At 32.9% G+C, this 14,485-nt stretch carries 14 protein-coding genes and 1 tRNA gene; 2 read left to right on the top strand and 13 right to left on the bottom strand.

Translation table 11 applies throughout. The features are described 5' to 3' along the window. Nucleotides 1-336 precede the first annotated feature (336 nt). Nucleotides 337-855 (top strand): hypothetical protein, encoded by a 519-nt coding sequence (locus tag BOW55_RS02985; protein ID WP_089053087.1) that lies wholly within the window; start codon nucleotides 337-339, stop codon nucleotides 853-855. Nucleotides 856-933: 78 nt separating this feature from the next. Here BOW55_RS02985 and BOW55_RS02980 read toward each other — a convergent pair whose 3' ends face one another. The 11 genes from BOW55_RS02980 to hisS form a co-directional block, all read right to left on the bottom strand. After that, nucleotides 934-1,461, bottom strand: coding sequence for a GNAT family N-acetyltransferase (locus tag BOW55_RS02980; RefSeq protein WP_129022913.1), 528 nt, complete (start codon nucleotides 1,459-1,461; stop codon nucleotides 934-936). Nucleotides 1,462-1,467: 6 nt separating this feature from the next. After that, a complete protein-coding gene (locus tag BOW55_RS02975; protein ID WP_129022912.1) occupies nucleotides 1,468-2,271 on the bottom strand; it encodes a Cof-type HAD-IIB family hydrolase in 804 nt (267 codons plus the stop codon). A gap of 61 nt (nucleotides 2,272-2,332) precedes the next feature. Continuing rightward, complete coding sequence (locus tag BOW55_RS02970) at nucleotides 2,333-2,551, bottom strand: putative signal transducing protein (RefSeq protein ID WP_129022911.1); 219 nt, start codon at nucleotides 2,549-2,551, stop codon at nucleotides 2,333-2,335. Nucleotides 2,552-2,578: 27 nt separating this feature from the next. Further along, entirely contained in the window at nucleotides 2,579-3,244 is a 666-nt protein-coding gene (locus BOW55_RS02965) for a DEAD/DEAH box helicase (RefSeq protein WP_089052883.1), read from the bottom strand. Between the two features lie 150 nt (nucleotides 3,245-3,394). Continuing rightward, a complete protein-coding gene (locus BOW55_RS02960; RefSeq protein ID WP_129022910.1) occupies nucleotides 3,395-4,558 on the bottom strand; it encodes a sigma-54 dependent transcriptional regulator in 1,164 nt (387 codons plus the stop codon). A 199-nt stretch (nucleotides 4,559-4,757) separates the two neighbouring features. Continuing rightward, nucleotides 4,758-6,074: an ABC transporter permease gene (locus BOW55_RS02955; protein ID WP_089052881.1), complete on the bottom strand. Its 1,317-nt coding sequence runs from the start codon at nucleotides 6,072-6,074 to the stop codon at nucleotides 4,758-4,760. A gap of 57 nt (nucleotides 6,075-6,131) precedes the next feature. After that, a complete protein-coding gene (locus BOW55_RS02950; RefSeq protein ID WP_129022909.1) occupies nucleotides 6,132-7,061 on the bottom strand; it encodes an ABC transporter ATP-binding protein in 930 nt (309 codons plus the stop codon). A 162-nt stretch (nucleotides 7,062-7,223) separates the two neighbouring features. After that, a complete protein-coding gene (dnaJ, locus tag BOW55_RS02945; RefSeq protein WP_089052880.1) occupies nucleotides 7,224-8,333 on the bottom strand; it encodes a molecular chaperone DnaJ in 1,110 nt (369 codons plus the stop codon). A 74-nt stretch (nucleotides 8,334-8,407) separates the two neighbouring features. Next, on the bottom strand, nucleotides 8,408-8,986 hold the full coding sequence (locus BOW55_RS02940) for a nucleotide exchange factor GrpE (RefSeq protein ID WP_089052879.1): 579 nt from the start codon (nucleotides 8,984-8,986) through the stop codon (nucleotides 8,408-8,410). Nucleotides 8,987-9,435: 449 nt separating this feature from the next. Continuing rightward, nucleotides 9,436-9,506 (bottom strand) — tRNA-Trp (locus BOW55_RS02935). 309 nt (nucleotides 9,507-9,815) lie between these two features. After that, complete coding sequence (gene hisS, locus BOW55_RS02930) at nucleotides 9,816-11,243, bottom strand: histidine--tRNA ligase (RefSeq protein ID WP_129022908.1); 1,428 nt, start codon at nucleotides 11,241-11,243, stop codon at nucleotides 9,816-9,818. A 239-nt stretch (nucleotides 11,244-11,482) separates the two neighbouring features. Between hisS and BOW55_RS02925 the strand changes: the two genes are divergently transcribed. Beyond that, a complete protein-coding gene (locus BOW55_RS02925; protein WP_129022907.1) occupies nucleotides 11,483-12,727 on the top strand; it encodes an ABC transporter permease in 1,245 nt (414 codons plus the stop codon). A gap of 47 nt (nucleotides 12,728-12,774) precedes the next feature. Here the strand turns inward: BOW55_RS02925 and prmC are convergent, their stop codons facing one another. Together prmC and BOW55_RS02915 are read right to left on the bottom strand one after the other, a co-directional pair. After that, nucleotides 12,775-13,644, bottom strand: a complete 870-nt coding sequence (gene prmC, locus BOW55_RS02920; RefSeq protein WP_129022906.1) for a peptide chain release factor N(5)-glutamine methyltransferase — start codon at nucleotides 13,642-13,644, stop codon at nucleotides 12,775-12,777. Nucleotides 13,645-13,677: 33 nt separating this feature from the next. Continuing rightward, nucleotides 13,678-14,484 carry a hypothetical protein gene (locus BOW55_RS02915; protein ID WP_129022905.1) on the bottom strand — a complete coding sequence of 269 codons (807 nt, stop codon included), beginning with the start codon at nucleotides 14,482-14,484 and terminating at the stop codon, nucleotides 13,678-13,680. Nucleotide 14,485: the final 1 nt, after the last annotated feature.

Below are 14,485 nucleotides of genomic sequence, written 5' to 3'. Positions count from 1 at the left end.
TCATATCGCAAATCGCAGGCATAATTAATTGTAAAAAAACAAAATCGGGATTCAATAAGAATAAAATGACAAAAACATCGATTAAGTGCAAATTACATCGGTAAAGCGCATTTTTTTCAAGTATTGGCTTAAAATTTTCTTACATTTAACTTTGTTTAAGTCTTTTGCGAGATTTAATTAAGATTCTAAAATAAATGACCGTTATTACTAATATTATAACAATTCGAGCATAACTATTTTGAAATTCAATCGTTATGTTGTTGTTTTGTTACAAAAAGCATGGGAACGCCGAAAACCAGAAAGAGTAGGCAAAAATTAAAAATTACAAATTCCATTATGAAAGCATTTTTACCCACAATCTGCTTAATGTTCTTAACCATTTTTAGTTCGCAGGCGCAAACTAATACTCCTGCTGCAAATCCATTTCCGTCTATTAGTACCTTAACAACTTGGGCGAGCTTAAATTCGCAGTCTCAATTTGATATTGCCATTCGTGCTGTTGGATTTAAATTTGAAGTAAAAGAGCCAGGTGAAGGATCAACAGCTTATACCTACATTCGTAAAGTAACGGTAAACGAAGTAAACTATACTGATAGAATTGTTTACAGAATTACAAATAATAACTCAGCAAGTATTATTTCATTAGTAACAGCTTCAACTGATTTAGTAAGTTTATATACACCGCAATTGGCGACATTTAAAAACAATAATTGTAAAACTGAAATGTCTAAAGATAAAAACACAACTTGCAGCTGTTACGAAAGCGCTAATTTTGCAATCGACCTTTGCGACGAGCGTGTTAAATTGACAATGGGTGACGGAAATAAATATTTTGTTTCTGTAGCTAAAAAATAATTTAAGAAACTACGTTTTCCAAATCTTTGCAAACTTTATCTTTAAGCTTTCAAAGATTTGGGACGCATTTCTTACAAACTATACGTTTGGGTTCTTTAACTCATACCAAACTTCTAGTTCTTCTTGATACTCAAAAGAATTTACATAACGTAAACCTAATTTTTCTAGTATTTTTCTTGAGTTATCATTGCCAGCATCTGCATAGGCATAAACAGCATCAGCTTTTAAATTATTAAAAGCATACTCTATAAAAGCTTTTCCAGCTTCGGTTGCATATCCTTTTCCCCAATGTTTCTCTATAAAACGATAACCAATTTCATAGAAATTTTTATGGTTGTTGATTTCATCGGTAATAAATTTAATTCCAGACCAACCTAAAAACTCATTTGTTTCTTTTAGAATTACTGCCCAGCGTCCAGTTCCAAAATCTTTGTATTGCTGCTGAAGATTTTCAATGTATACTGCACTCTGTTCAATAGTAGTAACAGGCTTCCCTCCAATGTAAATATGAACATTCGGATTAGAATCTAACTCAAACATTCCATTAAGATCTGAAGCAATTACTTCGCGCAATAGTAAACGCTCAGTTTCGATTGGGTTTTTCATCAAAAATTAATTTAGAATATATTTTTGTACTACTTCAGCAACACCGTCATTATTATTTGAAGCTACAATTAAATCTGCTTTATCACGCAATTCAGGCGTCACATTATCTACCCAAACACCCAATCCTGCATATTCAATCATTGTCAAATCATTTCCTGCATTTCCAACAGCAATAATTTCGCTTTGATGAATATTAAGTTTCTCTGCCAAAAGTTTTAAACTAGCCGCTTTATCAATTCCTTGCTGTGCCGCTTCTAAGAAAAAAGGTTTCGACATAGAAACGCTCAAATGCGGCATTGCTTTAATTAAATCATTTTCTACAGATTTTAAATAGGTTGGATTTTCTAGCAAAATACATTTTACAGCTGGTCGATCAATATAATCTTTAAAACTCGCCACTTTACGATGCGCCATTCCTGTAATTTCCTTTTCAACCTCAATATATTCAGAATCTGTTTCGCTTATAATTTCATCATCCAAGTAGGTTATGATATGCGTTTTTGTTTTCACGCTGTAATCATACAAATCGTGAATTTGCTTAACAGTTAATTTCTGCTCAAATAAAATTTGATCATCTTTTACCTGACTTATAATGGCACCATTAAATGAAATGATATAAGAATCATTCAAATCTAGTTCTAATTCCTTGGCATAAGCCGTCATGGCAGAAGTTGGTCTTCCTGAAGCCAAAACAACATAAACTCCTTTTGCTTGTGCTTCTAAAAGTACTTTTTTATTTAAATCAGATATTTTGTGGTCGTCGGTCAACAAGGTATCATCCATGTCGAGAACTAACATTTTGTATTGCATGCTTTTTTGTTTTCAGCGCTCAGTCTCCGTTTTCTGTTTCCATTGTGACTGAAGACTTCTTTTAAATACTCATTCTGAAATTTTCGATAACTGGATTTGCTTTTGCAAAATCAGTTTCTTGAATAAAAATTTCAACAGCCAAATCGGTACGAGGAAAACCTCCTAAACGAGACGATTGAATATTATCTTTTTTAACTGTTTCTACACCTGCTTCTTCTAGTTTTTCCTGTAAAGCAATTGCTAATATTTCACTACCTGAATACACTTTCATTAATCCCATAACACTTTATTTTTATCTAATTTCTGACTATTCTTCCTCTTCGATATCTTCTTCATCCTCATCCAATTCTTCTTCACCTTCTTCATCCATATCGAAAAAATAAGGCTCTAACAACATTTTGTCTGTCAGGATCTCGATACGCTCTGTCAAAGTTTCAGCAAAAACGATACGCTGTGTTTTTGCAATACTATTAGAAATACGCATTATTTTAGTTTCGTGACGCAATTTCAAAATAGGATCAGCATCATCCAAAATAAACATTTTTAAGCGGTTTACATTGTAACCTGCAGTCGAAAACATATCGCTCAATTTATTTGGTGTACCAATTAAAACATCAATTCCCGTAGAAACATAATTTTTATCGTAATCCATGTCGCCTTTATCGTGTACACCGTAAACTTCAAGATTAGTATATTTTCCATACTTTTCAAAAAGTTCTTCCATTGCAAGAACCTTTTCTTTGTCTTCAACAATAATCAAAGCACGAGGCGATTCTTCGGTTTTTCCTGCCAATTGCTGAATAACATTCAATACAATCGTAGTTGTTTTACCACTTCCTTCCGGAGAAACAATCAAACAATCCGCACCACTTTTTATAGTCGAAAAAGTTTCCTGCTGTAAAGCATTTGCTTCTGTTAAACCATTTTCAATTAGGGCGTCCTGTAATTTCTCGTTTATTTTTTTTAGTTTCATTTTTTTAAGCTTTAAGCTTTAAGCTATACGCCGTAAGCAAAAATTATTTATTTTTTTTAGCTTTAAGCTTTAGGCAATAAGCTTTAGACCAAATTTATTATGTTTTTTTTAGCTTAAAGCATAAAGCTTATAGCTTATTGCGCGAAGCCCCTATTTGCTTGCAAACATTTTTACATCAGTTTCAGAGATTTCGCTTCCTCCTAAAATAATCAATCTCTCGACTACATTTCGAAGTTCACGAATATTTCCTGTCCAGTCGTATTCTTGCAATAATTTTATGGCTTGTGCCGAAAATCCTTTTACAGCATTTCCTTGCTCTGATGCAATTTTTTCTGCAAAATGCTTAATCAAAGCCGGAATGTCGTCACGTCTTTCATTCAATGGCGGAACTTTTATTAAAATAACTGCCAAACGATGATATAAATCTTCACGGAAACGACCTTCGGCAATTTCTGTTTTCAAATCTTTGTTGGTTGCGGCAACGACACGAACATCAACTTTAATATCTTTTTCTGCACCAACTCTAGTAATCATATTTTCCTGAAGTGCGCGCAAAACTTTGGCTTGCGCCGAAAGACTCATATCACCAATTTCATCTAAGAAAATAGTTCCTTTATCAGCAGCTTCAAACTTTCCAGCACGATCTTTAACCGCCGATGTAAAAGCACCTTTTACGTGTCCGAACAATTCACTTTCGATTAATTCACTCGGAATTGCAGCACAGTTAACTTCGATTAAAGGATAATTAGAGCGCTCGCTTTTTTCATGTAATTGATGTGCGACTAATTCTTTACCTGTTCCGTTTGGACCTGTAATTAAAACTCTGGCTTCTGTTGGAGCTACTTTATCAATCATCACTTTAATATGATTAATTGAGTCGCTCTCGCCTATCATTTCGTAATTTTTGCTGACTTTTTTCTTTAGAATTTTATTTTCAACAACTAATTGTTTTTTATCTAAAGCATTACGAACTGTATTTAGTAAACGATTCAAATCTGGCGGTTTTGAGATATAATCAAAAGCTCCTAAACGCATGGTATGAATTGCTGTTTCCATATCGCCGTGACCAGAGATCATAACCATCGGAATTTCTGGTTTTATTTTTTTTGCTTCTTCTAAAACCTCAACACCATCCATTTTTGGCATTTTGATATCACACAAAACCAAATCGTAATCGTTGTTTTTTATTTTTTCAAGACCTGCAGCACCGTCTTCTGCTTCATCTACCTTATAGGAATCATTTTCTTCTGATAATATTTTTACCAAAACTCTTCTGATCGCTGCTTCGTCTTCGATAATTAGTATTTTACTCATTTTTTTTTCTAAGGTTCAAAGTTGCAAAGGCACACAGGTACAAAGTTTAAAATCTTTGCTGCTATAGTTCCTTGTTAACCTATTATTAGTAATCTATCTTTTATGCTAGTACGTTTTTTAAGTTTTTAATTCTAAAGTTACAAAATTTCAAAAAAACCTTTGAACCTTTGTCTCTCTGAACCTTTGCAACTTTCAAAAACTAGTACTTAAGCCACTTATACAATTCCTTCCAAGTTGGTTTTTTGCCGTACATTAAAATACCTACACGGTAAATTTTTGCGGCGAACCAAACGACAAGGAAAAAGGTAGCAAACAATAATGATACCGAAATTGCGATTTGCCACCACGGCACGCCAAACGGAATACGCATTAGCATAACAATTGGCGATGTAAGCGGAATCATTGAAAATGCAACAGCTACTGTCCCGTGAGGATCATTTACAACTGTAAAAAATCCGATATAGACACTCAAAATAAGAGGCATTAAAATGGGCAGTAAAAACTGTTGTGAATCTGTTTGATTGTCAACCGCTGCACCAATTGCCGCATAGAATGAACTGTACAGAAAATAACCTCCAATAAAATAAACTATAAATCCAATTATAATACTCGCAATTGGCAGATTCCATAATTCAGCGATATACATTTGTGCTGAACCCGAAAGTTGATGCTGAGCTGATTGCATTAATTCTGGCGAAATTCTAGCTGTTGGACCAACATTAACTCCAAAAAATGTCGAAGCAGCAAACATTAAACCTAAACCAATAATTGCCCAAATCATAAACTGCAGAATTCCAGCTAACGAAGTTCCAACAATTTTACCAATCATTAACTGAAATGGTTTTACTGATGAAATAATGATTTCGATAATTCGATTGGTTTTTTCTTCGATTACGCTTCGCATTACCATATTTCCGTAAATGATAATAAACATCATAATCAAATAACCAAAAGCGCCTCCAATTGCAATTTTTATTTCATTCAAACCTTTTAAACTCTCTTCTCCAGACGCTTTTATTAAATGAATATTGACATCTGACTGTGCTTTTTGAATTGCTAAAGTATCCAGTTTTGCTTTTTCAAGATTTAGTTTAGTTATTTTATTACCAATGATATCTTGTGTGTTTTCTACAAAAGAAATACTAGGGCTGTTATTTGAAATAAATTCAATTTTACTTTCTAAATCTTTAATATCAGCTGTTTTTGGAATAACGATTAAACCACTGAAATTTTCTTTTGTAATACTGTCTTTTAAAGCTTTTACTTCAATTTCAGATAAATTAAAGTATTTAAATTCGGCTCCTTTTTTATTTTCTTTTAAAAAATCAGCTGCAAAAAGCCCGGTTTCATCATGAATTGCAATACGCTTTGTTTCTGCTTTCATTGAACTTAAGTAGCCAATAAATACAGCTATCGCTACAAACAAAAGCGGACTCAAAAAAGTCATGACAACAAAAGATTTATTACGAACTTTTGCAATGAATTCTCTTTTTATAATCAACGAGATAATACTCATACTTAGATTTTAGATTTTTAGGTTGTTGATTTAAATTTTAGTTCTTCACTCTAAAATCTAAAACTTATTTTCGGTAACTGTTTGAATAAAAATATCGTTTACGCTTGGAATTTTTTCTACAAAGTGCGTTACTTGTCCGCGTTGTGTCAGCACATTCAATAATTCATTTGGAGCTGCATTTCCTATTTGGATGTTTAATTTCAAATCGTCATTTAAAGATTTAAAATTGGCAGGCGAAACGGTAAATTTTTGTGTAATATCGTACATCAAACCTTCGACATTGTCAGTCAAAATTCCAACTTCAAAACTATTGGTTTTAAACTGGCGTTTTACATCGCTTACTTTTCCTTCAATCAATTTATTCGATTTATGAATTAAAGCTATATGATCGCACAGTTCCTCAACGCTTTCCATTCGGTGTGTCGAGAAAATAATGGTTGAACCTTGTTCTTTTAATGCTAAAATTTCATCTTTTATAATATTGGCATTTACAGGATCAAAACCTGAGAAAGGTTCGTCAAAAATCAACAATTTTGGTTTATGTAAAACACAAACTACAAACTGAATTTTTTGTGCCATTCCTTTAGAGAGTTCTTGAATTTTCTTATTCCACCAGCCTTGAATACCTAAGCGATCAAACCAATAATCCAGCTGTTTTTTTGCTTCGGCTTTAGAAAGTCCTTTCATTTGCGCCAGATACAAACACTGCTCACCCACTTTCATCGAACTGTACAAACCTCTTTCTTCTGGAAGATATCCTATAGTTTGAACGTGTTTTGGCTGTAATTTTTCGCCATCTAAAATTACTTCGCCGCTGTCTGGCATTGTAATTTGATTGATGATTCTGATTAGAGAAGTTTTTCCAGCTCCATTTGGACCTAAAAGTCCATAAATACTGCCTTTTGGCACATTTAATGAAACTTCGTTAAGCGCTACATAATCGCCATATTGTTTTACGACTTTATGTACTTCGAGTAAGTTGCTCATTTTATTTTTTAGGTTTTCTTTTAGTGGCTTTTTTATTTTTGCCAACAGTCTGTAAAAGTAAATAATTCACACGGAATCTACATTATAATACGCAAAAAACCCATTCTATTTATGTTTAGAATGGGTTTTGATTTTTATGTACATCTTCAAAAAAAGTGCTATTTATGAGAACATATCTTTTACTTTCTCGAAAAACGATTTCTCTGATTTTTCCGGGCTCGGTACAAAATGTTCATCGTTTAGAGCTTTCTCAAAGAATTGTTTTTGCTCTTTATTTAATGTTTTTGGAGTCCAAACGTTTACGTGAACTAATAAATCACCACTTCCGTAACCGTTTATACTTGGAATTCCTTTTCCTTTTAATCTTAAGATTTTTCCAGATTGAATTCCTTCTTCCAACTTAATACGAACTTTTCCGTTGATTGCTTCGATGTCTTTTGAAGCTCCTAAAACAGCTTCTGGAAAACTAATGTATAAGTCGTAATGAATGTTCTCGCCTTCGCGTTTCAAGAATTCGTGTTCTAACTCTTCAATGGCAACGATTAAATCTCCTGGAATACTATTTCCTGGGGCATCATTTCCTTTGTTAGAAACTTTCAACTGCATTCCGTCAACAACACCAGCTGGAATTTTGATAGAAACTGTTTCGTCTTCTACCACCATTCCTTGTGCATCTGCTTCAGAAGGTTTTTTATCTAAAATTTGACCTGAACCTCCACAAGTAGGACAAGTTGACGCTGACTGCATTCTTCCTAAAATGGTATTTGTAACACGCATTACCTGTCCTTGACCATTACAAGTCGTACACGTTTTATACGTTACGCCTTTAGCTTGAACTTTACGTTTTACTTTTACTTTTTTCTCAACACCATTTGCAATCTCTTCTAAAGTTAGTTTCACTTTAATTCGAAGATTACTTCCTTTAGCGCGACGAGGACCTCCGCCTCCGCCTCCGAAACCACCAAATCCACCTCCAAAAATATCACCAAACTGGCTGAAAATGTCATCCATATTCATACCGCCGTGGCCACCGCCAAATCCGCCAGAACCATCAAATGCTTGATGTCCGTATTGATCGTATTTTGCTTTTTTGTTAGGATCGCTTAATACTTCGTAAGCTTCTGCCGCTAATTTAAAGTTTTCTTCTGCCTCTTTGTCGCCTGGATTTTTATCCGGGTGATATTTCAACGCACTTTTTCTGTACGCTTTTTTTATTTCGGCAGCATCAGCACTCTTAGAAATGCCTAGTATTTCGTAAAAATCTTTTTTCATAATTTAGGTTAAATTCCAATACTACAAATTCCAAATTTCAATTTAAAAATTGATTTCTAGAATCTATTTGCATTTTAGTTTCCAACAACAACTTTAGGAAAACGAATAATCTTATCTCCTAATTTGTATCCTTTTTCAATAACATCAACAATTTTGCCTTTTAATTTATCCGAAGGAGCTGGAATTTGAGTAATTGCTTCAGCAATATCTGCGTTAAAAGCATCTCCTGCTTTAATCTCAACCTGCTCTAAACCTTTAGAAATTAAAGTGTTTTTCAATTTTTCATGAATCAACTCAACTCCTTTTTTCAAATTTTCGTCGTCAGATTTATTGATCTCTACAGTTGCTCTGTCAAAATCATCTAAAACAGGAAGCATTGCTTGCAAAACGTCTTGATTTGCCGTTTTGAATAAATCGATGCGCTCCTTTGAAGTTCTTTTTTTGTAATTTTCAAATTCGGCAAATAATCTCAAAAACTTATCTTTTTCTTTTGCCAAGTCTTGAGCCAATTGCTCTTCAACACTTAATTCTTCAACAATTAACTGCTCACCGTTGGCATTGTTCTCTAACGTTACATCATCTAATTCCTGATCGAATTCTGTATTTTCCGTAGTCATATTACTTTTATTTTTAAAAATATTTTTAAACTTCATTTTTTATTCTTTCTGTTGGATTGCAAAAGTACTGCCAAATCTTATAAAATGTCAAATTGTCACTTTATTAATTATGAGAGTTTTAAAAACCGAATCCCTAAATTAAAATTTAGTATAATTTTAAGACTATTACGTTTTAGTTTATGTTAAATTTGAGTTCAAAATTGGAAACTAAATTATTACCTATCAAAATTGAATTTAAGGGTTGGCTTCGGCCTCATAAATAATTATTAATTCAAGTTTACCTTATATTAAAAAAAGCTTCGCCTTATAGTAGAGACGAAGCTTTTTTTTATGCTTTTTGAGAAAAATTTACCGCAAAGAACGCTAAGATTTTTACTCTTGACTTCAAAAAAAATTCGCAAAGCTTTGTATTAATTTAGCCTTGCGAACTTTTTTTGATAGTATCTTAGATAAAATCCTTGTTTCCTTTTCGATAAGAAATATTGCACGGGCGGAGGGATTCGAACCCCCATCAACGGTTTTGGAGACCGCTATTCTACCCTTGAACTACGCCCGTAACTCAAGGCCGCAAATTAAAGGCTTTTTTTTCTTTTCTACCAACTATTTCGGGCAAATTTTAAAAAGATATAAGCAGATAAAGACTGAAATTTATTAACACAATCACTTTCAGAACTTTGTGCGTTTTTATTTTTCAATCAAAACAAAAACTTAGCGAAATAACCGCAAAGTACGCTAAGTTTTTTAAAAGTCTGGTTTTATAAAAACACAAAGCTCGCAAAGCTTTGTGTTGATCTAGCTTTGCGAACTTTGTGTTTTTCTATGCGTGAAGCAAAATTAAATCTTAGCACACTTTGCAGTTAAAATCTTATGCCAATAAAGCAGCTTTCAATCCTTCAAAGTCAACAGAAATCTGCTCTCCTGTCACTAAATTTTTAAGTGCGTAAGAATTTGAAGCGATTTCTTGATCTCCTGCAATTACAGCAAATGGAATCAAACGTTTATCAGCGTATTGAAACTGCTTGCCCACTTTTACATTGTCAGGGTATAATTCTACTTTTATATTTTCTTTTCTTAATTTCTGAATGGCTTTTGAAGCATACAAAGCCTCATTATCTCCATAATTGATAAACAATGCTTTTGAAGTTGCCACAACGGTTTCTGGAAACAACTGCAATTCTTCTAAAACCAAATAAATTCTATCCAATCCAAAAGAAATTCCAACACCGCTCATATTTTTCAATCCAAAAATACCCGTCAAATCGTCGTATCTTCCACCGCCTCCAATAGATCCCATTGAAACGGTTTTTGGTGCTGCAACTTCAAAAATAGCTCCGGTATAATAATTTAAACCACGAGCAAGTGTCACATCAAGGTCCAAAATTGCTGTAGACAAACCTAAAGTTGCCACATTGTCACAAATAAATTTAAGTTCCTCAACTCCTTTTGTACCTTCTTCAGATGATGCTAATAATTCTGAAAGCTGTTTGATTTTATCTGCAAATGTCCCTGTAAAACTAAAAAGCGGCTGTACTTTTACCAACGCTTCTTCAGAAATACCTTTTTCGATCATTTCTTTCTTCACGCCGTCTTCACCAATTTTATCCAGTTTATCAAGAGCAACTGTAAAATCAATTAATTTATCAGACGCACCAATAACTTCGGCAATTCCTGATAATATTTTTCGGTTGTTAATTTTAATAGTAACACCTTCTAATCCTAAAGAGGTAAAAACAGTGTCATACAATTGAACCAATTCTACTTCCTGCCAAAGTGACTTTGAACCCACAACATCGGCATCACATTGATAGAATTCTCTGTAACGTCCTCTTTGCGGACGATCTGCTCTCCAAACAGGTTGAATTTGATATCTTTTAAAAGGAAATTCAATTTCATTTTGGTGCTGTACAACGTATCTTGCAAATGGAACTGTTAAATCGTAACGAAGTGCTTTCTCAGAAATTTTCCCTGTAAATTTATTCAGTTCGATTCTTTGATTAAGATCGATAGTTTCTGCTGAATTAACTTGAAGCGATTCTATAGATTCTGGTAATTCAATTTTATTTTTATTGAAGAAAAAGTTTCCTGAATTCAATATTTTAAAAATCAAACGATCTCCTTCTTCTCCATATTTTCCCATTAAGGTGTCTGAATTTTCAAACGAAGGTGTTTCAATTGGCTGAAAACCAAATTTTTCAAAATTATTTTTTATCGTCTGAATTATATATTGACGTTTTGACACCTCTGCAGGCGAAAAATCTCTTGTTCCTTGCGGAATGCTTGGTTTTGAAGCCATTTCTTATTATTTTAGATTTCTGATCTTAGATTTTAGATTTCTTTGAAGCCTAAAATATAAAACCTATAGCATTAATTTATTTCTAGTTTTTCTTGATTATTGGATTTTTGCACTTTCGACTTTAATACTTTCCAACTTTCGACTTAATTAAGTTTGCAAATATCTTACTTTTTAAAATAAATAATACGTGTTCGAAAACAAACTTGTAACAAAAACCGTATTTTCGTGACAAATTGGTCATGATGCTAAAATTATTTAAAGAAAATATCCGAATTGCTTTTGGTTCTATCAAAACACAATTATTGCGAACCATTCTTACTGTATTAATTATTGCTATCGGAATCACGGCATTGGTTGGAATTCTAACTGTTGTAACTGCACTCGAAAATACTGTTTCGACCAATTTTGCTTCAATGGGTGCTAATACATTCAACATCAAACAGTATGCAAATACGGTTAGAAATCGCGGCGGAAACGAACGTGAAGTTATTAATCCTATTATTTCTTATCCAGAAGCTGTTGCCTTCAAAAACAAATACAAATATCCTTTTACCGAAACTTCTCTTTCGTTTACTGCCACATCAAAAGCGGAGGTAAAATTTCAGGATACTAAAACTGATCCTGAAATTTCGATCATTGGAGTCGATGAACACTATATTTCTAATTCTGGTTTAGAAACAACTTTAGGCAGATCTTTTAATCAATTTGACATTGACAATAATACTTACACCTGCATTGTTGGTTCTGATTTTGAAAAAGGTTTACTGAAAGATGTTAACCCTATTGACAAAGTTATCTCTATTCGAGGCGCTCGTTTTAAGGTAATTGGAGTTTTAAAAGAAAAAGGATCTACTTTTGGAAACAGTCAGGATTTACGCGTTTTAATTCCTATTCAGGTGGCGCGATCTTTATTTACGGCTCCCAATATCAATTATACGATGAGTGTAATGGTATCTAAAAAAGAACTTTTAGATCAAGCCATTGATGATGCAACAAGTGTTATGCGCAGAGTTCGCAAATTGAGCCCAGTTAAAGATAATAATTTTGGGATTGGCCGAAGCGATGATTTAATTAATAGAATTCTAGGAATCACCAAATATTTAGATTGGGCTTCTGCCATTATTAGTGTAATTACAATATTAGGTTCATCGATCGCATTAATGAATATCATGATCGTTTCAGTAACAGAACGAACACGCGAAATTGGCGTTCGAAAAGCATTAGGAGCAAAAAGATCAACCGTTGCATTTCAATTCTTCATTGAAACCTTATTAATTGGACAAATTGGAGGTTTAGTGGGTATTTTTCTAGGAATGTTAATCGGTTTTGGTATTGCAACTGCAATGAGTTTTACATTCGTTGTCCCATGGTTTGCTATACTGATTGCCTTCGGAACCAGTTTTGCCGTTGCAATTGTTTCAGGTTTATATCCAGCAATTAAAGCTTCAAAACTAGACCCAATTGAAGCACTTCGATACGAATAATTTTTAGTAATTTAGTGTTCAGTTCAATGAAGATTCATTAGAACGTTCTATTTACTGAACACTTTAATATTGCCTTTAATCATTCGATCATTATCATAAATATCTTTTCGCAATTCGATACTTTTAAAATTCATTTCCTCTAATAAGTCCGTCATTTCTTTTCCAAGATACTGGTTAATTTCAAAATACAGCTGACCATTTTCTAAAAGGTTCTTTTTTGCTAAATCAGCAATTTTCCTGTAAAAAATCAACGCATCGTTATCTTCAACAAAAAGTGCCAAATGAGGCTCATAATCTAGAACATTTTTCTTGATTTCTTCTTTTTCTAAATTACGAACGTAAGGCGGATTGGAAACAATTATATCATAATTTGATTTCAAAATTTCTAATTCCAGAACATTCTTAAGCATAAAAATTATTTCAACTTTATTGCTTATTGCATTTCTCTTAGCGGTTTCAAGTGCTTTTTTCGAAACATCGATTGCATAAACTTCCGCATTTGATAAATTTTTAGCCAATGAAATAGCAATACATCCGCTTCCTGTTCCTATATCTAGAATTTTAATTTTCTTCTTTTTATCAATCGCTTTATTCTCGTTGATAACCCATTCGACCAATTCTTCGGTTTCTGGTCTTGGAATCAATACATGTTCGTTTACTTCAAACTCTAAACCGTAAAAATGCGTTTTCCCAAGTAAATATTGAATTGGAACTTCTTTTTTCAATTCTTCCAATATCGAATTCCACACTATAAAATCAGCTTCACTAAAAGTCAAATCATGATTTAATGCCAAATCTATTTGTCTTAACTTATGTTTATCTTCTAAAATCAAATAGAAAAAACTCTCCGCTTCGTATGCATCATAAAAAGGCGATAATTCTTTTATAAATTGAGTCCGGTATTGTTTAATTTTCATTTTTATATATCTCTTATTAGATAATCTTTTTAATTAGCAGTCAAACTGCACTGCTATTTCTGAAACTTTCTTCACTGAATCTCCGTTTTCAGCTTTTGAAGAAAGGAACAAAATTACTCGTTCTTCTTCGTAATTTCTATTTGCCCCAAAAACAAAATCAAGTTTTCCATCTCCGTCAATATCTCCCGCAAAAAGCAATTCTACAAAGGTGTCATTAAACGACATTTCGGTCAACAGCAATTTTTCTGGATTATTACCAACGGTTAAATACAGTTTATAATCTTCTACTTTCTTAAAAATCTCTATTTTATCATCATCAGTACTCACTTTTTCCTCAGAAAGAACTTTTCCTTCTCCGCGTAAAGTGTAATTAAGATTACCAAAAGTAAAACTCAACTTTTCTTTTGGCCAGATCTTATCTTCTTCAATTTTTATTGATTTTACTTTCCCCGTTTTCAATTCAGGATAATCCATCAATAGCAAAACTTTCTTTTTAGGTAAAATTGAAAGAAGAGAATCACCTGAACATTCGCTGTATCCTTTTTCAATTTTAAAATTAGTTTTCCCTAAAAAATACTCATCATTTTCCTGATACAACTCAATCCATTTATTATTTAAAGCTGTTACAGGATTTTGATTATCATAAGTTCGATAGTTTTGTGGTATCAGAATATCAAATTCATTTTTAAATTCTTCTTCTGATGTGGTAATTTTACTTTCGTCAGTAGTAATTACTGAGTCTTTTGCAATTACGGCATTCTTTATCGATTTTGCTTCTTTAGTATCTTTACAAGAAAATAAAATTGAAATCAAAAGAAAACCAAAAACACTTTTTTTCATA

Source organism: Flavobacterium sp. YO12, assembly GCF_004119495.1.
Lineage (GTDB): Bacteria > Bacteroidota > Bacteroidia > Flavobacteriales > Flavobacteriaceae > Flavobacterium.
The sequence above is the reverse complement of the archived record's forward strand: the minus strand, read 5'-3'. Positions and strand labels throughout refer to the sequence as shown.

What these genes read in the sequence shown, in the direction of transcription:
- BOW55_RS02985 (WP_089053087.1), top strand. Translation starts at nt 337, where the DNA reads ATGAAAGCATTTTTACCCACAATCTGCTTAATGTTCTTAACCATTTTT.
- BOW55_RS02980 (WP_129022913.1), bottom strand. Translation starts at nt 1,461, where the DNA reads ATGAAAAACCCAATCGAAACTGAGCGTTTACTATTGCGCGAAGTAATT.
- BOW55_RS02975 (WP_129022912.1), bottom strand. Translation starts at nt 2,271, where the DNA reads ATGCAATACAAAATGTTAGTTCTCGACATGGATGATACCTTGTTGACC.
- BOW55_RS02970 (WP_129022911.1), bottom strand. Translation starts at nt 2,551, where the DNA reads ATGGGATTAATGAAAGTGTATTCAGGTAGTGAAATATTAGCAATTGCT.
- BOW55_RS02965 (WP_089052883.1), bottom strand. Translation starts at nt 3,244, where the DNA reads ATGAAACTAAAAAAAATAAACGAGAAATTACAGGACGCCCTAATTGAA.
- BOW55_RS02960 (WP_129022910.1), bottom strand. Translation starts at nt 4,558, where the DNA reads ATGAGTAAAATACTAATTATCGAAGACGAAGCAGCGATCAGAAGAGTT.
- BOW55_RS02955 (WP_089052881.1), bottom strand. Translation starts at nt 6,074, where the DNA reads ATGAGTATTATCTCGTTGATTATAAAAAGAGAATTCATTGCAAAAGTT.
- BOW55_RS02950 (WP_129022909.1), bottom strand. Translation starts at nt 7,061, where the DNA reads ATGAGCAACTTACTCGAAGTACATAAAGTCGTAAAACAATATGGCGAT.
- dnaJ (WP_089052880.1), bottom strand. Translation starts at nt 8,333, where the DNA reads ATGAAAAAAGATTTTTACGAAATACTAGGCATTTCTAAGAGTGCTGAT.
- BOW55_RS02940 (WP_089052879.1), bottom strand. Translation starts at nt 8,986, where the DNA reads ATGAAGTTTAAAAATATTTTTAAAAATAAAAGTAATATGACTACGGAA.
- hisS (WP_129022908.1), bottom strand. Translation starts at nt 11,243, where the DNA reads ATGGCTTCAAAACCAAGCATTCCGCAAGGAACAAGAGATTTTTCGCCT.
- BOW55_RS02925 (WP_129022907.1), top strand. Translation starts at nt 11,483, where the DNA reads ATGATGCTAAAATTATTTAAAGAAAATATCCGAATTGCTTTTGGTTCT.
- prmC (WP_129022906.1), bottom strand. Translation starts at nt 13,644, where the DNA reads ATGAAAATTAAACAATACCGGACTCAATTTATAAAAGAATTATCGCCT.
- BOW55_RS02915 (WP_129022905.1), bottom strand. Translation starts at nt 14,484, where the DNA reads ATGAAAAAAAGTGTTTTTGGTTTTCTTTTGATTTCAATTTTATTTTCT.